20 protein-coding genes and 4 tRNA genes are annotated in these 18,813 nt (G+C 28.9%); 20 read left to right on the top strand and 4 right to left on the bottom strand.

Annotated elements, in window-relative coordinates:
• Positions 1-28: 28 nt before the first annotated feature.
• From GKG01_RS01635 to GKG01_RS01595, 9 genes are read left to right on the top strand one after another with little or no spacing between them, the layout of a single operon-like run.
• Positions 29-1,255: a U32 family peptidase gene (locus GKG01_RS01635; RefSeq protein ID WP_154271166.1), complete on the top strand. Its 1,227-nt coding sequence runs from the start codon at positions 29-31 to the stop codon at positions 1,253-1,255.
• Between the two features lie 37 nt (positions 1,256-1,292).
• A complete protein-coding gene (locus GKG01_RS01630; RefSeq protein ID WP_154271165.1) occupies positions 1,293-2,450 on the top strand; it encodes an HlyD family efflux transporter periplasmic adaptor subunit in 1,158 nt (385 codons plus the stop codon).
• Complete coding sequence (locus GKG01_RS01625) at positions 2,450-3,130, top strand: YggS family pyridoxal phosphate-dependent enzyme (RefSeq protein WP_094207040.1); 681 nt, start codon at positions 2,450-2,452, stop codon at positions 3,128-3,130. The genes GKG01_RS01630 and GKG01_RS01625 overlap by 1 nt, the downstream gene beginning before the upstream one ends.
• Before the next feature lie 9 nt (positions 3,131-3,139).
• Positions 3,140-3,625, top strand: coding sequence for a cell division protein SepF (locus GKG01_RS01620; protein WP_094203538.1), 486 nt, complete (start codon positions 3,140-3,142; stop codon positions 3,623-3,625).
• Positions 3,622-3,894, top strand: a complete 273-nt coding sequence (locus GKG01_RS01615; protein ID WP_094207041.1) for a YggT family protein — start codon at positions 3,622-3,624, stop codon at positions 3,892-3,894. Before GKG01_RS01620 ends, GKG01_RS01615 begins: the two co-directional genes overlap by 4 nt.
• Position 3,895: 1 nt before the next feature.
• Positions 3,896-4,672 carry a YlmH/Sll1252 family protein gene (locus GKG01_RS01610; protein WP_154271164.1) on the top strand — a complete coding sequence of 259 codons (777 nt, stop codon included), beginning with the start codon at positions 3,896-3,898 and terminating at the stop codon, positions 4,670-4,672.
• Between the two features lie 8 nt (positions 4,673-4,680).
• The gene (lspA, locus tag GKG01_RS01605) at positions 4,681-5,127 is read left to right on the top strand and encodes a signal peptidase II (protein WP_094203541.1); all 447 of its coding nucleotides are present in this window, start codon (positions 4,681-4,683) and stop codon (positions 5,125-5,127) included.
• A complete protein-coding gene (locus GKG01_RS01600) occupies positions 5,127-5,804 on the top strand; it encodes a uracil-DNA glycosylase (RefSeq protein WP_094207043.1) in 678 nt (225 codons plus the stop codon). Before lspA ends, GKG01_RS01600 begins: the two co-directional genes overlap by 1 nt.
• Positions 5,801-6,724 carry an RluA family pseudouridine synthase gene (locus GKG01_RS01595; RefSeq protein WP_154271270.1) on the top strand — a complete coding sequence of 308 codons (924 nt, stop codon included), beginning with the start codon at positions 5,801-5,803 and terminating at the stop codon, positions 6,722-6,724. The genes GKG01_RS01600 and GKG01_RS01595 overlap by 4 nt, the downstream gene beginning before the upstream one ends.
• 16 nt (positions 6,725-6,740) lie before the next feature.
• On the opposite strand, the gene GKG01_RS01590 is transcribed toward GKG01_RS01595, so the two are convergent.
• On the bottom strand, positions 6,741-7,628 hold the full coding sequence (locus GKG01_RS01590) for a DegV family protein (protein WP_154271163.1): 888 nt from the start codon (positions 7,626-7,628) through the stop codon (positions 6,741-6,743).
• Positions 7,629-7,659: 31 nt separating this feature from the next.
• Positions 7,660-7,735: transfer RNA gene (locus tag GKG01_RS01585), tRNA-Thr, on the bottom strand.
• Positions 7,736-7,851: 116 nt separating this feature from the next.
• On the opposite strand from GKG01_RS01585, the gene GKG01_RS01580 reads away from it, so the two are divergent.
• The 4 genes from GKG01_RS01580 to GKG01_RS01565 all read left to right on the top strand — a co-directional run bounded on the left by GKG01_RS01580 (position 7,852) and on the right by GKG01_RS01565 (position 9,524).
• A complete protein-coding gene (locus GKG01_RS01580) occupies positions 7,852-8,526 on the top strand; it encodes a glucosaminidase domain-containing protein (RefSeq protein ID WP_094207046.1) in 675 nt (224 codons plus the stop codon).
• 19 nt (positions 8,527-8,545) lie between these two features.
• Positions 8,546-9,235, top strand: a complete 690-nt coding sequence (locus tag GKG01_RS01575; protein WP_094207047.1) for a thermonuclease family protein — start codon at positions 8,546-8,548, stop codon at positions 9,233-9,235.
• A gap of 125 nt (positions 9,236-9,360) precedes the next feature.
• Positions 9,361-9,437 (top strand) — tRNA-His (locus GKG01_RS01570).
• Positions 9,438-9,440: 3 nt separating this feature from the next.
• Positions 9,441-9,524, top strand: a tRNA-Leu gene (locus GKG01_RS01565).
• Between the two features lie 269 nt (positions 9,525-9,793).
• Here the strand turns inward: GKG01_RS01565 and GKG01_RS01560 are convergent.
• Positions 9,794-9,880: transfer RNA gene (locus tag GKG01_RS01560), tRNA-Leu, on the bottom strand.
• Positions 9,881-10,057: 177 nt separating this feature from the next.
• Between GKG01_RS01560 and GKG01_RS01555 the strand changes: the two genes are divergently transcribed.
• Together GKG01_RS01555 and GKG01_RS01550 are read left to right on the top strand one after the other, a co-directional pair.
• A complete protein-coding gene (locus GKG01_RS01555) occupies positions 10,058-11,014 on the top strand; it encodes a DUF1002 domain-containing protein (RefSeq protein ID WP_094207048.1) in 957 nt (318 codons plus the stop codon).
• A 130-nt stretch (positions 11,015-11,144) separates the two neighbouring features.
• On the top strand, positions 11,145-11,708 hold the full coding sequence (locus GKG01_RS01550) for a redoxin domain-containing protein (protein WP_002836263.1): 564 nt from the start codon (positions 11,145-11,147) through the stop codon (positions 11,706-11,708).
• Positions 11,709-11,735: 27 nt separating this feature from the next.
• Here GKG01_RS01550 and GKG01_RS01545 read toward each other — a convergent pair whose 3' ends face one another.
• Positions 11,736-13,577 carry an ATP-dependent helicase gene (locus GKG01_RS01545; protein WP_154271162.1) on the bottom strand — a complete coding sequence of 614 codons (1,842 nt, stop codon included), beginning with the start codon at positions 13,575-13,577 and terminating at the stop codon, positions 11,736-11,738.
• A 100-nt stretch (positions 13,578-13,677) separates the two neighbouring features.
• On the opposite strand from GKG01_RS01545, the gene GKG01_RS01540 reads away from it, so the two are divergent.
• The 5 genes from GKG01_RS01540 (at position 13,678) to rnr (ending at position 18,803) form a co-directional block, all read left to right on the top strand.
• Positions 13,678-14,472 (top strand): nitroreductase family protein, encoded by a 795-nt coding sequence (locus GKG01_RS01540; RefSeq protein WP_241684765.1) that lies wholly within the window; start codon positions 13,678-13,680, stop codon positions 14,470-14,472.
• A gap of 65 nt (positions 14,473-14,537) precedes the next feature.
• Positions 14,538-15,344, top strand: a complete 807-nt coding sequence (modA, locus tag GKG01_RS01535) for a molybdate ABC transporter substrate-binding protein (RefSeq protein WP_154271160.1) — start codon at positions 14,538-14,540, stop codon at positions 15,342-15,344.
• Positions 15,337-16,020, top strand: a complete 684-nt coding sequence (gene modB / locus GKG01_RS01530) for a molybdate ABC transporter permease subunit (RefSeq protein ID WP_241684723.1) — start codon at positions 15,337-15,339, stop codon at positions 16,018-16,020. Before modA ends, modB begins: the two co-directional genes overlap by 8 nt.
• On the top strand, positions 16,007-16,621 hold the full coding sequence (locus tag GKG01_RS01525; RefSeq protein WP_094203553.1) for an ATP-binding cassette domain-containing protein: 615 nt from the start codon (positions 16,007-16,009) through the stop codon (positions 16,619-16,621). The genes modB and GKG01_RS01525 overlap by 14 nt, the downstream gene beginning before the upstream one ends.
• A gap of 76 nt (positions 16,622-16,697) precedes the next feature.
• On the top strand, positions 16,698-18,803 hold the full coding sequence (gene rnr / locus GKG01_RS01520; protein ID WP_154271159.1) for a ribonuclease R: 2,106 nt from the start codon (positions 16,698-16,700) through the stop codon (positions 18,801-18,803).
• Positions 18,804-18,813: the final 10 nt, after the last annotated feature.

The raw sequence follows: 18,813 nt of genomic DNA, 5'->3' as shown, positions 1-18,813 counted from the left end.
GATTTCCGACTATTTTTGAGGAGATTAAATGAAAAAAGTTGAATTATTAGCACCAGCAGGTGATTTAGATAAATTAAAAACAGCCATTGATTATGGCGCAGATGCAGTGTATATGGCAGGCCCTGACTATGGTTTGAGAACTGCATCTAAAAATTTCACATTAGATGATATGAAAGAAGCAGTGGAATACGCTCATAGCAGGGGCAAGAAAATATATATAACAATGAATATATTAGCCCACAATGATGATTTGGAAGGCATTGAAGAATATATTCAAAGCCTAATCGATATACATGTAGATGCTTTGATTGTTTCTGATCCTGGAATTTATTCTATTATTAGAAGTATTAATCAAGATATTGAAGTTCACATGTCAACACAAGCATCTGTGACAAATTTTAGAACAGTAAAATATTGGATGGATCAAGGAATCAAAAGAATTGTGTTAGCTCGTGAATTATCTTTGAAAGAAATTCAAGACATCAAGAAAAACATTCCTGATTCTGAATTAGAATGTTTTGTACACGGAGCTATGTGTATGTCTTATTCAGGAAGATGTTTATTGAGTAACTACATGACAGGAAGAGATGCTAACAGAGGGGACTGTGCACAAGCTTGTAGATGGAAGTACAGACTTGTTGAAGAAAAAAGACCTGGAGAATATTTTCCAATCGAAGAAGATGAAAAAGGAACTTTTATTTTCAATTCAAAAGATTTGTGTATGATTGAACACTTAGATAAATTAATTTCAGCAGGAATTGATAGTTTGAAAATAGAAGGTAGAGTAAAGAGTCAATATTATGTAGCTACGGTAGTTAGAAGCTATAGAATCGCCATTGACAAGTATTATAATAATGAATTTAATGAACAAACAGCGAAGAGACTTTTAGAAGAGATTAAAAAAGTTTCTTATAGAGATTTTACTACAGGATTTTTTGAAAAAAAACCTGATGAAAATGACCAATTGTACGAATCATCTTCTTATATTAGAAAATATGATTTTGTAGGGTTATTATTAGATTATGATGAAGAAAGTAAAATTGCTACTTTTGAACAAAGAAATAGAGTTTTCGAAGGGGACGAAGTAGAGATTTTTGGTCCAGAAGACGGGTTTATTACAACAAAGCTTGAAAAAATGTATGACGAAAAAATGAATGAAATTGAAGTGGCAAATAAGGCTCAACAAATTTTTAAAATTAAGATTGATCAAAAACTTCAACCGAATTCTATGATGAGAAAAAAGAGCGATAATTAATTTTGGAATGTAAATTATACTATGATATAATCAGATTATGAAAACGAAAAAACTTAACAAAAAAGAAATTTTTATAATAATTATTTCTGTTTTATTATTAGTATTTATTGTTCACAATTTATTAGGTTTTTTATTCAAACGAAACCTATATCTTGTGAACGATATTTCCAAAATAAAAAACGAAATAAATGTAAATGCTCTTGTTCTAAAAGATGAGTACATTTATTTAAATGATGTGGATACGAAAGCAGCTGAAAATGTCAAATATCCTGTGGGATCTAATGTAATAAACGTACCGAAAGACATCAACTTACAAATGAGTACGAAATATATAGATGATAAATTGAACGATTTGGAAATAAATCACAGCGATAAGACTACAAGTAAATTTGAGATAAAAGATACAGATATTGAAACACTATCGAATTCTATAAGAAATAGAAACTTTGATGATAAGTTTTTGTCTGAATATGATAAGAAAAAGAATATCACAGAAGAAGAGTATTTTCATTCTAAAAAAGAATTAGAGATATTGAAACAAGTTTTAAACTCAAAATCATCTACTGTTAAGACCACAGTTAGTGGAGTGTTAAAAAACAATATTGATAACTATGAAAACTTTGTAGGATATAACTCTTCAAGTATTCTAGGTAATGATTTTTATTTAAGAGATATTGATGACAATTATACTACTCAAGGTTTATCAGTTGTTGATAGTATGAATTTATCGTTGGTATTTGATGTGGAAAGTTCTAAGTTGAATAGAAATTTGAAAAATAACGACGAAATTGAAATCAATGTTGACAAAAACGATTATTCAGCTCATATAAAAGACATAAAAGTAAATGGGAATATCATTACAATAGTATGCGATATGAGTGATGGTATTAATGATTTAATGAATAAAAGATTTATGCCTATAACTGTGATTGATAAAAAAACAAAAGTATTCAAAATACCTAAAAAATCAATTATTACGAAAGATTCTACACAAGGCGTTTACATCAAAAAAGAAACAGGAATTATCAAATTTGTAGCTGTAAAAGTTTTAAAAACTGACGATAAATTTGCCTACGTTTCAACGGGCACTGATGGACAGATTGATGTTAATAACAGAAAAGTAAAAACTTTGGAGCTATACGATTATATTGTCAAAAATCCAAAGTTTGTTAAAGAGGGGGAACTTTTAAAATAATGAGTATAAAAGACAATCTAAATGAAGTTAATGAAAATTTGAAAAAATTTGCATCTCATGGAGAAACACCACATCTTATTGCGGTTACAAAAACTGTGGACATTGACAGAATTAAAGAAGCTATTGAATGTGGAGTAACTGATATTGGCGAAAACAAGCCCCAAGAAATGAGCTGGAAATATGATGAATTAAAAGATTGTGTTAATTATCATATGATTGGTCACTTGCAATCTAATAAAGTAAAAGATGTTGTAGGAAAAGCTTGTTTGATTCATTCATTAGATAGAATGAGTGTTTTAAAAGAAATAGAAAAAAGAGCTCGTGCAATTAATAAACCACAAGATTGCTTGATTCAATTAAATGTTGCTGAAGAAGAGCAAAAATCTGGTTTATATCTTGATGATTTGGATTCTTTTATTGAAGAAATAGAAAAAACAGAGTTTGTAAAAGTAAAAGGATTGATGAGCATTGCTCCATTTGCAGAAGATCCAGAAGAAATTAGATGGGTTTTCAAGAAAATGAGAGAAATTTATGATAAAATAAAAAATACAGAATACAAAAATATAGAAATGAAATACTTATCAATGGGAATGAGCCACGACTACAAAGTGGCGCTTGAAGAAGGATCCAATATGGTAAGAGTTGGAAGCTTTATTTTTGGTAAAAGAAATTACAATTAGGAGGACATTATGTCATTTATGAATTCATTTAAAAAATTAGTAGGGGTAGAAGACGATTACGACGAATATTACGATGATGAATACTACTATGATGACTCAGATCATGTTGAAGCTGAATCAAACGATTATGAACCAAAACAAAATTACGAAACAAAAAACAATATAGTAAGCATGAATAATTCTACAACTAAACCTGTGGAATCAAAACCTTTAAATAGAGTTAAAATCAATATTCACGAACCTATCAGTTTTGATGATGCACCAAAAGTTATTGATGTTATATTAAAAAACGAAGTTGCTGTATTAAATATTGAAATGCTTGAAAAAGACGTAAAACAAAGAATATTTGATTTTGTTAGTGGTGCTATTTATTCACTTGATGGTAAAATGCAAAAAGTAACTAAAGATATTTTTGTTTTAGTTCCAAAAGGAGTAGAAATAGACGGCAAGATTAAGGATCAAATCACAAAAAATAATGGATTTTTCCAATTATGATAAATGGATTTAGTATCGTTAATTTTTTCTTAACCATTTTGAAGCTAATAGAATGGTCGATATTTATTAGAGTTATATTGTCTTTTGTTCACATATCCAGAGACAATGCCTTAGTCGATTCGATTTATTTGATTACTGATTATATAATGTATCCTGCGAAAAGATTTTTAAATATGTTTGGACTTGATAGAGGCATTATAGACTGGTCTCCATTAATCACATTGATATTTCTTCAAATTATTGGATCGTTAATAGTAGGATTGGTTTAAAATGAGTTATGAATTAAATTACATTCAAGATATAGAAATTAAAAAGACTATCGATAGATTTATTGATAGTCTTATTTCAGTTAAAAGGACAAAAACTATTTATGGAACTGATTTTATGAATCCAAAAGAAATAGAGTATGCTACATCAATATTGAACGCAGAGACTGATGTAGGATATATGGTTACAAATTGTCCTGTAAATTGTGAAAATAAGATTATTATAATGTGGGATAGATATTGCTACTCGGAAGAATATATCAATATGTTCGATTACATTGGTCTTTTGGAAATACAGACTGATCAGGAAATAACACATAGAGATATTTTAGGGGCTGTATTGAATTTAGGAATTAATCGTGAGAAAATTGGAGATATTTTTACACATAATAAAAGATTTTATCTTTGCGCTACAAATACGATGATTAAATTTTTGAATTTGAATTTAACGAAGATAAAAAAGTTCAATATTTCGACATCAATTATTGAAGGAAATATAGAAAAAGATGAAGAAATGTTTAAATCATTTACAGGAATTATTAATTCAGAAAGATTGGATTGCTTGGTTTCTGAGATGGCAAATATTTCCAGGAAAGATGCTCAGATTATGATAAAAAACAAGAAAATCAAGCTTAATTATGAAGTAATATCCAATACAAGCAAATCAGTTGAAGAAAATTCTCTTGTTTCAATAAGAGGATATGGTCGATACAGGCTTATAGAATATTTGGGAAGCACAAAAAAAGACAAATTGAGAATAAAATATATTAAATACATTTAGGAGTAAAAATGGTTACTATTTTAATGATGATTTTGGTAATTGGCTTGGATCATTTAACAAAATATATGGCAATTTCTCTAAAAGAAGGAGATATTATCATTTTTGATAAATTTTTGAAGCTTACTTACCTTGAGAATAGAGGAGCGGCTTTTGGAATTCTAGAAAATAAGAAAATTATTTTAATGATAATTACATTATTAATAATTGGATTTGTAATCGTATATATTTTTAAGAATTACAAAAGCTTGGTTAGTTTTGAAAAAGTAATATACGGGCTATTACTTGGAGGTGCATTGGGAAATCTTATCGACAGAATTTTCAGAGGTTATGTCATCGATTTTATTTCTGTAAGATTACCTTTTAATTACGATTTTCCAGTATTTAATGTTGCAGATATAGCTGTTGTAGTATCTTGTATTTTACTTGTGATATTTAGCTTAAAAGGACAGAAATAATGAGTGTTAGTATAGGAAATAGTTGGGATGATTTATTAAAAGATGAATGGGACAAGGATTATTATAAAAAAATAAGAGAAGTTTTGATACACGATTATCAAAATTACAGAGTATATCCTGATATGAATTATATTTTTGAAGCGTTGAAATTAGTTCCATTTGAAGATTGTAAGGTTGTGATTTTAGGTCAAGATCCATATCACAATCCTAATCAAGCACATGGACTTAGTTTTTCGGTAAAGCCAAATGTAAAAACACCTCCTTCATTGATCAATATTTACAAGGAATTGCAAAATGAATTTGGATATCCTATTCCAAACAATGGATATTTGATGAAATGGGCAAAGCAAGGAGTTTTGTTATTAAATACTTCACTTACAGTAATCGAAAACAAACCAAATTCTCATTCCAAAATTGGTTGGCAAATTTTAACTGATAAAATTATCGAATTATTAGGAAATTCTGATAGACCGATAGTATTTATATTGTGGGGAAACAACGCTAGAATGAAAAAAGATTTAATTAAAAGCAAGAATGCTCTTATATTAGAATCACCACATCCTTCTCCTTTTTCTGCAAATAGGGGATTTTTCGGTTGCAATCATTTTATAAAAACTAACGATTATTTGAAGGATAACGGGCTTGAACCTATTGATTGGAAGATAGAAAATATATGATGCACGAATTTTTAATAGATGATTCTAATCAAAACTCAAGATTGGATGTTTTTTTGGCTAATGAAGTTGAATTATCCAGAAGTGAAATTCAAAAACTTATCGATGAAAAAAAAGTACTGGTAAATGAAAAATTTCAGAAAAAAAACTACAAGTTAAATCTTTACGATAAGATTAAATTGGAGTATGAAAAGCCAGACAAAACTATAAAACCGCAAAAATACGATTTGGATGTTGTATATGAAGACGATTATCTTGCGATTATAAATAAAGACAAAAATATAATAGTTCACCCGACAGAGACTATATATTCTGATACATTGGTAAATTATTTGATGTATAATTTTGAAAATTTGAGTGATGTTGACGGAGACTACAGAAGAGGAATTGTTCACAGATTAGACAAAGATACTACCGGACTAATAATTATTGCAAAAGACAACGATACACATCTAAAATTAAAGAAGATTATTAAAAATCACGAAATTACAAAAACTTATTTGTGTATTGTTCATGGAAAAATCGATGAATGTGGAACAGTTGAAGAATATATGACTAGAAATCCAAAAGATAGAAAGAAGATGATGATTTCTGACGAAGGAAAATTGTCTATTTCTAATTATGAAAGACTTGATTATAATGACGATTATTCCCTTGTAAAAGTCCAAATCAAAACGGGCAGAACTCACCAAATTAGGGTTCATATGAATTATATTCATCATCCGATTTTAGGTGACAAATTATATGGATTGAAAAAAGAAAAAATACTTTTCGACAGTCAAGTTCTACACGCATACAATCTCCAATTTGTTCATCCTCATACTCATGAAAATATCAATGTAATTGGAAATTTGAAACAGGATTTTATCACAGCTATAAAAAAAACAAACCTAGATTACACAAAAATACCTTCTAAGTTATAACTTAGAAGGTTTATTTTTATACTTCTGATAGCTCTTCTCCCAAATCCTTGTTACTGAAATATATACTTAACATATTTGGTCCAGTGTGAGCGCCTATTACACACCCTAAAGGACATTTAACAATTTTCTTGAAATCAAAATCTTCTTTAATTTTTTCAATAAGGAGATCTGCTTCATCTTCATCTTCTCCGTAACAAACATAAAGAGTTTGATTTAAATTCACATTGTTGTTACATTTTTCAATCATTAAATTTTTCATTTTAATAAAAGTTTGCTTTTCGCCACGCGCTTTTTCTACAACATATAAGCTACCGTCATTTTTATCTACGCTCATTACAGGTCTTATGTTCAATAATGATCCCATTACCTTTTGAGTCTTAGATAATCTTCCACCTCTGTACAAATACTCTAAGTTAGTAACAGTAAAAATATGCTCTTGTGCGGAGATAATTTCATCCAATTTTTCGTTTAATTCTTCGAACGAATAATTTAATTCTACAAGCTTTAGTACTTTGTTAATGACAGAAGTTTCTCCGGAGCAGGCACAAAGAGAATCCTTAACTATTATTTTATAATCTTTGTTTTCTTCTAATAATGCATTCATTGCCATTGTAGCAGTTTGGAAGGTGCTAGTTAATCCACTTGATAGTGTAATGCATATAACATCATTTCCACTTTCTAATTCATTTTTAAATGATTCATAGTAGGTTTTATATGGAACTTGACTAGTTTTGAAAACTTCTCCATTTTTCATTCTAGAAAACATATCTGAAGAATTAATTGTTTGACCTTCTATGTATTCTTTATCAGAACTAATAACTGGCATATTCAGTATTATTAAATTTTCATTTTTATTAGAATCTGTTATTTGACAAGCAGAATCTGTGATTATTTTTATAGACATTCTTACCTCCAGATAAGTATTGTTTTTTTATTGGTGCTGTTGAGAGGGATCGAACCTCCGACCTATTGATTACGAATCAATTGCTCTACCAACTGAGCCACAACAGCATATACATTTATTATAAGCTTTAGAGTGCAATAATTCAAGATTATTATAATAATGAAAATCAATAGGAAATTTGTAAAAATTATGATAAAATACTAGTCATATTCTAGGAGGCAGAATGAAAAACAAGAAACTAATAAAAAAAAGAGTTGGAATATTCTTGCTTATGTTGGTATTTTGTGCCTGTCTAATAATTAATTATTCTGAAAATTATTTTTCTTTTTCTAACAAAATCACTTATCAAAGAAGTGAATTGGAAGATAGTGAGTTGAAAACACTAAACAAAATAGAAAAAGATTTGGCTGAATTTAAAAGAGTAGGCGCTTTAAAAATTACAGAAGATAATATGTTTTATCCAACTCACAAATCTCAAATATCTGAACGAATGTTAGAGGTTGCATTAGAAGGCACTGATTTAAAGGGCAATGCGCATTCATTTATTAAAGTAGAAAAGAAATACGGTGTGAACGCCTTGTATTTATTAGCTATAGCAAATCATGAATCTGATTTTGGACAAAGCAGAATAGCAAAGGACAAGAATAATTTGTTTGGATTCAATGCTGTTGACTCTGATCCTTACAACGGAGCAAGTCAATATGATTCACTTGATGAAGGAATTCAAGATATAGGCAAAAAAATCAAAATATTGTATCTTAGCGACAATGGGAAGTATTTTAAAGGGTACAATTCTTACGCTATGAACAAAAATTATGCTAGTGATAAGAATTGGGGAGAAAAAGTCAATAATCACATGATACTAATAGCCGAAAAGATTTTATCAAGCTATAAATAATAAAAAGTGAGAGGAAAACATGAAGAAATTTTTAGTAGGATTATTAATACTAATATCCTTAACAAGCTGTGACACAATTATTCAAACAGAAAATCAAAATAATTTATACGAAGTAGTCAGAGTTGTTGATGGAGACACTGTTATATTAAATATAGACGGACAGAGGACAAGAGTAAGGCTTATAGGAATTGATACACCAGAAAGTGTAGCGGAAGATAAAAGTCGCAATGTTAAAGAAGGTAAAATTGCAAGTGAATATACAAAAAACTTGCTTGAAAACAAAAAAGTCAGAGTAGAATTCGACGAAGAAAAACAGGATGTCTATGAAAGAAAACTTGGCTATTTGTTCTTAAATGATGAATTTATTAATGAAAAATTACTAAAAGAAGGAATGGCCAAATTATACACTAAGACAACCAATCAAAAATACTCTGAACGATTAAAAAAAGCCGAACAATATGCAAGGGAGAATAAAAAAGGCTTCTGGAAAGATTTTTATGTAAATGATCCAAATTTATATATAAAATACACCGATTCTAAAGGTAGGGGAATGATAAAAGGAAATATCAACAATAAAGGATTGAAAATATATCACATGCCTAATCAGAAGAGTTACAAAGATGTAAAAATCAATTTCAAAAAAGGTGAGAAATATTTCGTAACAGAAAAAGAAGCGCAAGACGAAGGTTTTTCAAAATCTTCAAAATAATACTTGCAAAATTAAAAACACGATGCTATAATAATAAAGTCAAGTTCACTTGAAATAAATTTTACAAATGCTTGACAATCATATCTTATTATGGTACACTTATAAAGTAGTCAATTGAGGCTATGGTGGATGTAGCCTAGTTGGTTAGGGCGTCAGTTTGTGGCACTGAAGATCGAGAGTTCGAATCTCTTCATCCACCCCATAAGCAGGAATGGCGGAATTGGCAGACGCGCTAGACTTAGGATCTAGTGTCTTTGACGTGGGGGTTCAAGTCCTCTTTCCTGCACCAAATTATATCGACTCAATTCAAATGATTAAATCATTGGAATTGAGTCTTTTTTGTTTGTGTATTTAATTTAATTGATTTCACATTTAATGATAAAACGTAACAAGAAACGTAACAATTTTTATTGGTATGATTTTAGTTTTTGTGTTTTGATTTCTCTAAGAAATTTTAGCTTTTATTTAATAACAAAACGAAAATAACCCAGGTAAAAATTTTTACCTGGGTTTTAAAATTTGCAAAAAAAAAGATAGCTTTAAAAGCTATCTTGTATATGGTGCCGGAGGCGGGACTTGAACCCGCACGGTGTTGCCACCGCTGGATTTTGAGTCCAGTACGTCTGCCAATTCCATCACTCCGGCTGACTTTATAAGTATAGCATAAAGTAAAAACAATGTAAAGGAATTTTTGTAAAAATTTGAAATTAATTTATTAGTCTTTGAGATTTGGCTTATTTTGTTTAGTTTTTCTTAATAATTTTGTAGACTTTGAACGCTTGATTTTGTGCTATAATCAATGTGAACGGAGGATAACAATCTATGAAAAAAATTACAGTTTTTTTATTAGCTATTTTGATTTCATTATCATCAACTATAAGTTTTGCCGGAGAGATAGACACGAAGGTTGTTGATGAGAGATGGGGAAAACCAACTTTTGTGTATGGTGAAAGCTTAGATAAATCTCAAATTAGAAAAACAAAAGGACTTTTGAATATTGAAGATGATGACAATATAAAGTCGGTTATGGTTACTTATAATGATTTATTGAAATACATTGGAGGAGATGATTCAAATCCTGGTAGTATGATTTCAAGCGTTTTGGTCAAAAAAGAAAACAAGAATAAAGGTATAAAAGTCAATATTACAACACCAAAAAACATTACATTAATTACTGAAAAACAATATGAAAATGCTGCAATTACAGCAGGTGTAAAAGACTGTACAATAATGGTAGCAGCAGTTCGACCGGTAACCGGAGAATCTGCTCTCACTGGTGTATTCAAAGCTTTTGAGTCAAATGGTGAAAAGCTTGACAGTGACAGAATAAAAGTTGCCCAAGAAGAACTAGAAGTTGTCAGTGATATTAATAAAGAAAACAAAGATAAGAGCGACTTCAATAGAGACAAATTAAATGATGTCATTGTTGTAATAAAAGATAATATTGCTAACATCAATATCAACAATAATGGTCAAGCTCCAACTCTTGAAGAAATTAAAAAGATTGTCAACGACGCAATCAAAGAGAATAATCTCGAAAATGTAATCACAGAAGATCAAAAACAAGAATTGGTTAATTTTTTCGAAAAATATTCTAATGTGAAATCTATTGATTCAAAAGATATTAAAGATGAATTGTCTAATATTTCTGATAAAGTAATAGAAGGAGCTAAGGATATTTATAAAAAGGCAGAGGATGCAGGTATTATTGACAAAATAATCAACTTTTTCTCTTCAATCATAAAATCAATTGCAGATTCTTTTGATTCAAATAAATAACAAAATTAGAGGCTTTAGAGCCTCTTTTTTTAAAATTATAAAATATAAGAAATAATATCAATGCAACTTGTAATCATTACAAAATGTGGTATAATTAAATTGTAAATTAAATAGGAAAGGATGATTATTTATGTCATTAATTAAAAAACATGTTGAAGAATTTAAAGTTCCTGCTTATCACAATGAAGAACTTACAGAAGTTTCTAGTGAAGATTTAAAAGGTCACTGGTCATTATTGTTCTTCTATCCAGGAGATTTTACATTTGTATGTCCTACTGAATTAGAAGACTTACAAAACCTATACTCAGAATTTAAAGAATTAAACTGTGAAATATATTCTATCTCTACAGATTCAGAATTTGTTCACAAAGCATGGCATGATAAATCTGAAAAGATTAAAAAAATCGAATATCCAATGTTATCAGATAGAGCATTTGTTTTATCAAAACAATTTGGCGTTTTAAAAGAAGCTGACGGTCAAAGTCAAAGAGGAGCTTTCTTGATTAATCCTGATTTAGACGTTGTATTATACGAAGTATCTGCTGATGGAATTGGTAGAAACGCACACGAATTATTAAGAAAATTACAAGCTGCACAATATGTAGACAAATATGGTGATCAAGTTTGTCCAGCAAACTGGGCACCTGGTCAAGACACTTTAAAACCAGGAATTGACCTAGTAGGTAACTTATAAATAGTAAAACTAGCTGTAAAATTACAGCTAGTTTTTTAAATTATTTTCAATTTCTATGATATCTTTTAAAAATTGGGATGAATCAACTTCAACGGAATTTCTAGTTTTGGGAGATAACAGTGTTAATTTATCCTTAGCCCTAGTCATAGCTACATAAAACATTCGTCTTTCTTCTTCAAATATATTTTCGTAATTCTTGTTGTTGGAGTCGATATTTGTAGGAAACTCGCCATCTATCAAATCTATAATGAATACTTCATCAAATTCCAAACCTTTTGCAGAGTGGACAGTTAATAAATTAAGATTACTAGTATGTTTTATCGAATCTTTTTGGATTGTTTTCAAATTTTCAATTTCATTAATAAAATCTTCGTAGCACTCACAATCTTTAAACAAATATTTATAAATTTCTATCAAAAGATCCAATGATATCTTTTGATTTTGGAGTAGAACACTGTCTTCAATATATGTTTTGTAATCAATATCATTCATAATGATATCAATTTTTTTGGAACCTTTTGCTCTTTTTATTCCTGAAAAAAATGATTTTAAGTCCATAAACCTGTCTACATAATATCTACTTAGAGTTGAATCATCCAAAAGACGATCTAAAATAGGCATTGATTCATCATAGGTTTCCAGTTGATTTATGGAAGTTTTTTTGATATAGCTGTTTAATTTGTAATAAATATCCCTAAAAAGTCCAACAGACGTTTTGTTTTCAGAAAATGCAATCATTTTTAAAATATCATTGAGCACAAAATGATTGTAAAAATCATCTTTTTGATATCTAGAGTGGAAATCAATATCTTGATCGTGTAAATACTTACTCAAGGCAATAGAGGAAATATTTTTTCTGTACAAAATTGCCGTCTTTTTTTCAGGATTTATATTGTTTTTTAGATAAGAAAACATCGACAAAAAGTTTTGTGGAAATTTTATAATTATTTTCCTGTCTGATGATTTTGTGGAAGTAACATCCTTATTGTATCGATTTTTATTTTGCTTGATAAACAAGTTACTAGCATTAACTATTTTGTCGCTGCATCTGAAATTCTGATCAATATAATAAATACTAGCATCTGGGAAAATTTTACTAAAATCTAATAAATAGCTAGGATCTGCTCCCCTAAAAGAATAAATCGACTGGTCGTCGTCAGCGACAATGAACAAATTATTTTCAGGGTAGGCGATTTTTTTGATTAATTCAAATTGGATTTTGGAAGTATCCTGTCCTTCATCTACTTGAAAAAATTTGTACTTACGTTTAATTCTTTTTAATATATAATCATCTTCGTTGAGGATTTCAAATGATTTAGTAAGCATATCATCAAAATCAATATAAAAATTCTTTTTCTTGAAGTTTTCATATTCAAGGTATATTTGTTCAAAATTTTGGATATCGAATTTGGGAAAATCCTTGAATATCATCATATTTTTACAGTATCCATAATATTGCAAAAATTTTTCAACGTCTTCATCTTTAGAGTTTGTTTTATTGACTTTTCTTATTATATTTCTAATAACAAGATATTTATTGATATCATTATTGGATTCAAGAATTTTAAATATTCTATTATTCATTTTATAATGTAGTTTTATAATATAATAGCAAAAAGAATGAATCGTTGAAAAATACGCAGAATCTGTTTCTGGAAATTTTTCAGAAAATCTTTCTTTCATATCTACTGCTTGAGATTTGCTAAATGTTATGGATAAAATACTTTTTGGATCAATATTGTGAACATTTTCCAAGTGTTTAATTCTATTAAGAAGTACGGTTGTTTTACCGGCTCCTGGAACTGCTAATACTAATGCAGGAGATTTAAAATGAGATATTGCTTTTTGCTGATTTTCAGTAAATTTCATATTATCACCATTAATTATTATATCAAAATGTTTGTGATTATTTGCAATTTGTAGTATTATTTAATTATAAGATTTATTATAAGGGGTAATTAAAATGTCAATGAATGAATTTTTAGAAAATAGAAAATCAGTAAGAGATTTTAAATCAAAAAATCTTAGTGATTCAGATTTAAAAAAAGTTGAATCTATTATTTTTGATATAAACAATTTAGCAAAGAAATACGAAGTTAATTTTAAATTATACAAAGATGGTTCTGTGGTTTACAATGCTCTTGATGGAGAGGGTGGATACGATGGAACTATGATAAAAGCTAACCATTATATTGCAATGGAAGCTGACAAGAATAATGAATTATCAATGATATTTGGTGCATTTTATTTTGAAAATTTAATCACAAAATTAGATGCACTAAATGTAGGAAGCTGCTGGGTGACTATATCCAACGCTTCAGAAGAATCAAAAAAATCAGCTTTTGGAGATAATTCTAATGTAGATTTCTTACTTGCTATGGGATATGCTCCAAACGAATTTGGATTTGGTAAAAAGAAATTTAGCTCAAGAATTGGTGTTGAAGAATTTGTTTGCGACAAATCATTGTCTACTCCAATCGATATAGATAAATTACAAAATTATGGCTTGGATGAGTTATTTAGTTATTTGAGATTTGCTCCTTCAACTAAAAACGAACAACCATGGAGATTTGTATTAAATGATGACGATTTTGATTTGTATATTAAAGATTACAAAGGAATAGAAAATTTAATAGATGCAGGAATTGTAATGTACTATTATACAGAATTAGCTAATTATAATAATATAGACGCAAATTGGATTGTAAAAGAAGAATTAAACGATAAAGACAATTGCAAATATATCGCATCAGTTAATTTTTAATTGAGAAAAAGCCTTTTGATAGGCTTTTTTAATACATAGCGTTATATGCCAAGGAGAATAATGGAATGAGAAAAAAGTACTTATTGTTGATTTTAGTTGGTTGTTTAATTTTGTCTAGTTGCGCAAAAAATGAAAAACAAAATACTGGACAAAAAGAGGAAAAGAAAACGGAAGAAAAAACGAATAATGAAAACATAAGCCTATTTGCAGCAGCTTCGTTAGAAGAATCATTAGAAAAAATTATTCCGGAATTTGAAAAAGAAAACAATGTTAAAGTTGATGTAAACTTAGCAAGTTCAGGAAAATTACAAAAACAGATTGAACAAAAAGCTCCCTGTGATGTATTTGTTTCAGCAGGACAAAAACAAGTAAAAGCTCTTGAAAAAGAAAAACTTGTAAAAGAATCAAGAAGTTTATTAAAAAACAAGTTAGTTATTGTTAAACACAAAGAAACAGATGTTAAAATTTCTAAAATTGAAGATTTGGAAAACATTAAAGGTAAAATTGCTGTAGCAGAATTAGAAACAGTTCCAGTCGGACAATATACAAAACAAAGTTTAAATCATTACAATTTATTAGATAAACTTCAAGAAAAATTTGTATATGGTAAAAATGTGAAAGATACTTTGAGATTTGTTGATAGTAAAGAAGTTGAAGTAGGATTTGTATATTCTTCTGATGCGGTAACTGATGATAAGGTTGAAGTAGCTTTTAATGTTGATGGGAACTCTCACAAACCTATTATTTATCCGATAACTAAAACAACTTACTCTAAGAATACCGAAATGCAAAATAAATTGTATGAATTTTTACAAAACGAATTATCAGCAAAATATTTCAAGGAAGCAGGTTTTGAATCTAGCCATGAATAATGATATTATGATGCCTATTATTATTTCATTAAAGGTATCCATAATTTCAACTATTATTACGTCTATTCTATCAATATTTATTGCATGGATGATGGTAAAATTTAACAAGAAAAATGGTAGTATATTAGAGGCAATTATCACATTGCCTCTTGTTTTACCACCATCAATATTAGGGTATATACTTTTAATTGTAATAGGGAACAATGGATTAATTGGGAAATTTTTTTATGATAATTTTGGATGGAGTGTTATTTTTACTTGGAAAGCGTGTGTTATTGCGTCTGTAATAGTTTCGTTTCCACTTATGTATCAAAACTGTAAAGCATCTTTTCAAAGTATAGACAAGAAAATTTTGAATGCAGCAAGAACTATGGGGGCTAGTGAATGGAAAATATTTTTCAGAATAGCAATTCCTTTAGCTTATACAGGAATAATTAGTGGTTTGGTACTTGCTTTTGCTAGAAGTTTAGGAGAATTTGGAGCGACTATGATGGTTGCTGGAAATATTCCGAGCAAAACTCAAACAATTCCATTGGCGATGTACTACGCGGTTGAACGTGGTGATAAAACAACGGCAAATACTTTAATGGTTGTTGTTGTAGTATTTTCATTTTCATTGATATATTTCTTGAATAGATGGATAGAAAAGAGAAGGAATAGAAATGCTGGAGTGTAATATTGAAAAAAAATTAAATCATTTTATACTGAACGTGGATTTTACAGTAGAAAATGAAATTTTGTGCATAATGGGTGAGTCTGGAAGCGGAAAAACATCTATTTTAAACTCGATCGCAGGTTTATTAACTCCGGATAAAGGAGAGATTATTCTTGATGATAATATTTTGTTTTCAGATAAAATAAATTTAAAACCACAGGAAAGAAAAATTGGATATGTTTTTCAAGATTACGCACTATTTCCAAATATGAGTGTTAAAGACAATATTTTCTTTATGAATCCTGACATAAATTATACAAAGTTACTTATAGAAAAACTAGGAATTGAATATCTTTTGGGAAATTTTCCAAATACTTTATCAGGTGGAGAAAAACAAAAAGTTTCAATAGTTAGAGCGTTAGCAAATAAGCCGCGTTTGCTATTAATGGATGAACCTTTCAGTTCAATTGATGAAAAATTTAAGAATAAATTTTATGAAGAATTAATCGAAATCAAAAAATCATTGGATATTCCAATTATCATGGTTACCCATAATAGAGTTGAGGCAGAAATTTTATCTGATAGATTAATTTTTATTGATAAAGGGAAAATTGTAAAATAAACGTTAAATACAATAATTAGGTAGTTTTTTATCATTTAGGGTATAATATAGATAGGAAACAACCAGGAGGTATTTAATGAAAATAAAGCAAAAGGTACTTAATATCGTAAATTCTAATGATTATATTCCTTTAACTTTTGATGAATTATCTTCAAGATTAAATATTGAAAAAAAAGATAAGAAAATTTTTCATAAGATTATTAATGAACTACAAAAAGATAAGAAAATTTTACTTGATAAAAATTCTAATATAATTCCAATTACAGAGCAAAAAGCATATCCAGGTACAATTCAAGGATCTGGAAGTGATTTTTGCTATTTTATTCCCGATGATGAAAGCATTGATGATATATTTATTGCCAAAAAAGATTTAAATGGTGCAATACACAAAGATAAAGTCTTAGTTACAATAACTGTAGATAAAAAACCAAACAGAAGTCCTGAAGGGAAAGTTTTACAAATTCTGTCCAGAGAAACAAAAAAACTTGTGGGAACTTTTGATGAAGCAAAGGGTTATGGATTCGTAATATTAGATGATAAAAAATACGGATTCGACGTTTTTGTCCAATCTGGTAATAAGAATGGGGCGAAAAACAACGATAAAGTCGTAGTTAAATTAATCAAAACTCCATCTAAAAAACACAAAAATCCAGAAGGTGTTATAGTTGAAGTCTTAGGAGGCAAGGACGATCCTGGAATTGACATTTATTCTATAGCAAAGACTTTTAAATTACCATATGAATTTCCAAAGAAAGTAAAAGAACAAGCTAGGGAAATAGAACAACAGGTCGATGAATCAGAAAAGAAATCTAGAATGGATTTGAGAGATTTATTTACAGTTACAATTGACGGGTCTGATGCAAAAGATTTTGATGATGCTATTAGTATTTCAAAAAAAGGTGACAATTTTATATTATATGTTCACATAGCTGATGTCAGCCACTATGTTAGAAAGAATACTGCACTTGATAAGGAAGCTTTCAGAAGAGGAACAAGTGTGTATATGTTGGATAGAGTAATTCCTATGTTACCTATAGAATTATCTAATGGAATTTGCTCACTAAACCCTAATGAAGACAGGCTTTGTTTAACGGTTAAAATGGAAATTTCACCAACGGGTAAAACTCTTGACTACAAATTCTATGAGTCTGTTATAAACTCTGATTATAGATTAGTCTACAAAAATGTGTCAGACTTTTTGGAAGACATAGAAAATCCTTATGATGATGAAAAACTCACGGATAATTTATTACTAATGAAAGAATTGTATGAAATTCTAAGTGTTAGAAGAAAAAACAGAGGAAGTATTGACTTTGATTTTCCAGAAACTAAAATTATTTTAGATGAAAATTCTAAAGTAGTTGATGTTACAAAAGATGAGAGAAGAATTGGAAATAAATTGATTGAAGAGTTCATGCTGATTACAAACGAAACAGTGGCAAGTCATTTTGGATATTTGGATAGACCATTTTTATACAGAGTTCACGAAGAACCTGACGAAGAAAAGGTGAATACTTTTAAAAGAATTTTGTCTAATTTTGGATACCATTTGAAAGGTAAGAATTTGTATTCAAAGGATTACCAAAGAATTTTAAATGAACTAGATGGCAAGCCTGAAAAACCTCTATTATCTTCGCTATTATTAAGGTCGATGCAAAAAGCTGAGTACAGCCAAAATCCTAGTATTCATTTTGGACTTGCATCGATGTTCTATACGCACTTCACATCTCCAATCAGAAGATATCCGGATTTATTTATACACAGAATTGTGAAGAATTTTATAAATCATAAGCCAGATACTAATAACGAAAAAGAATTCATGAAATATATCAAAGACATTGCAAAACAATGCTCAGCAACTGAGAGAAGAGCTGAGGAAGCTGAGAGAGAAGCTATTGATATGAAATCTGCAGAATATATGCAACAACACATAGATGAAGAATTTGAGGGAATTATTAGTTCGCTAACAAAATTTGGAATTTTTGTACAACTTGACAACACGATTGAAGGTTTAGTACAATTTCAATCTATGATAGATGATTATTACGTATTTGACGATAAAAACTACACAGTTTATGGAGAAAGAACTAAAAAATCATACCATATTGGGCAAAAAGTTAGAGTTAAAGTTATAAATAGTGACAAAGATAAACGTCAAATAGATTTTGAATTTGTAAATTAGAAAAGGGAAA

The sequence above is a fragment of the Finegoldia sp. BIOML-A4 genome, assembly GCF_009679635.1.
Lineage (GTDB): Bacteria > Bacillota > Clostridia > Tissierellales > Peptoniphilaceae > Finegoldia > Finegoldia magna.
This window is presented reverse-complemented; position numbering and strand designations above follow the sequence as displayed.

Bases quoted from the DNA above. Each gene is read 5' to 3' on its own strand.
- GKG01_RS01635 (WP_154271166.1), top strand. From the start codon at position 29: ATGAAAAAAGTTGAATTATTAGCACCAGCAGGTGATTTAGATAAATTA.
- GKG01_RS01630 (WP_154271165.1), top strand. From the start codon at position 1,293: ATGAAAACGAAAAAACTTAACAAAAAAGAAATTTTTATAATAATTATT.
- GKG01_RS01625 (WP_094207040.1), top strand. From the start codon at position 2,450: ATGAGTATAAAAGACAATCTAAATGAAGTTAATGAAAATTTGAAAAAA.
- GKG01_RS01620 (WP_094203538.1), top strand. From the start codon at position 3,140: ATGTCATTTATGAATTCATTTAAAAAATTAGTAGGGGTAGAAGACGAT.
- GKG01_RS01615 (WP_094207041.1), top strand. From the start codon at position 3,622: ATGATAAATGGATTTAGTATCGTTAATTTTTTCTTAACCATTTTGAAG.
- GKG01_RS01610 (WP_154271164.1), top strand. From the start codon at position 3,896: ATGAGTTATGAATTAAATTACATTCAAGATATAGAAATTAAAAAGACT.
- lspA (WP_094203541.1), top strand. From the start codon at position 4,681: ATGGTTACTATTTTAATGATGATTTTGGTAATTGGCTTGGATCATTTA.
- GKG01_RS01600 (WP_094207043.1), top strand. From the start codon at position 5,127: ATGAGTGTTAGTATAGGAAATAGTTGGGATGATTTATTAAAAGATGAA.
- GKG01_RS01595 (WP_154271270.1), top strand. From the start codon at position 5,801: ATGATGCACGAATTTTTAATAGATGATTCTAATCAAAACTCAAGATTG.
- GKG01_RS01590 (WP_154271163.1), bottom strand. From the start codon at position 7,628: ATGTCTATAAAAATAATCACAGATTCTGCTTGTCAAATAACAGATTCT.
- GKG01_RS01580 (WP_094207046.1), top strand. From the start codon at position 7,852: ATGAAAAACAAGAAACTAATAAAAAAAAGAGTTGGAATATTCTTGCTT.
- GKG01_RS01575 (WP_094207047.1), top strand. From the start codon at position 8,546: ATGAAGAAATTTTTAGTAGGATTATTAATACTAATATCCTTAACAAGC.
- GKG01_RS01555 (WP_094207048.1), top strand. From the start codon at position 10,058: ATGAAAAAAATTACAGTTTTTTTATTAGCTATTTTGATTTCATTATCA.
- GKG01_RS01550 (WP_002836263.1), top strand. From the start codon at position 11,145: ATGTCATTAATTAAAAAACATGTTGAAGAATTTAAAGTTCCTGCTTAT.
- GKG01_RS01545 (WP_154271162.1), bottom strand. From the start codon at position 13,577: ATGAAATTTACTGAAAATCAGCAAAAAGCAATATCTCATTTTAAATCT.
- GKG01_RS01540 (WP_241684765.1), top strand. From the start codon at position 13,678: ATGAATGAATTTTTAGAAAATAGAAAATCAGTAAGAGATTTTAAATCA.
- modA (WP_154271160.1), top strand. From the start codon at position 14,538: ATGAGAAAAAAGTACTTATTGTTGATTTTAGTTGGTTGTTTAATTTTG.
- modB (WP_241684723.1), top strand. From the start codon at position 15,337: ATGAATAATGATATTATGATGCCTATTATTATTTCATTAAAGGTATCC.
- GKG01_RS01525 (WP_094203553.1), top strand. From the start codon at position 16,007: ATGCTGGAGTGTAATATTGAAAAAAAATTAAATCATTTTATACTGAAC.
- rnr (WP_154271159.1), top strand. From the start codon at position 16,698: ATGAAAATAAAGCAAAAGGTACTTAATATCGTAAATTCTAATGATTAT.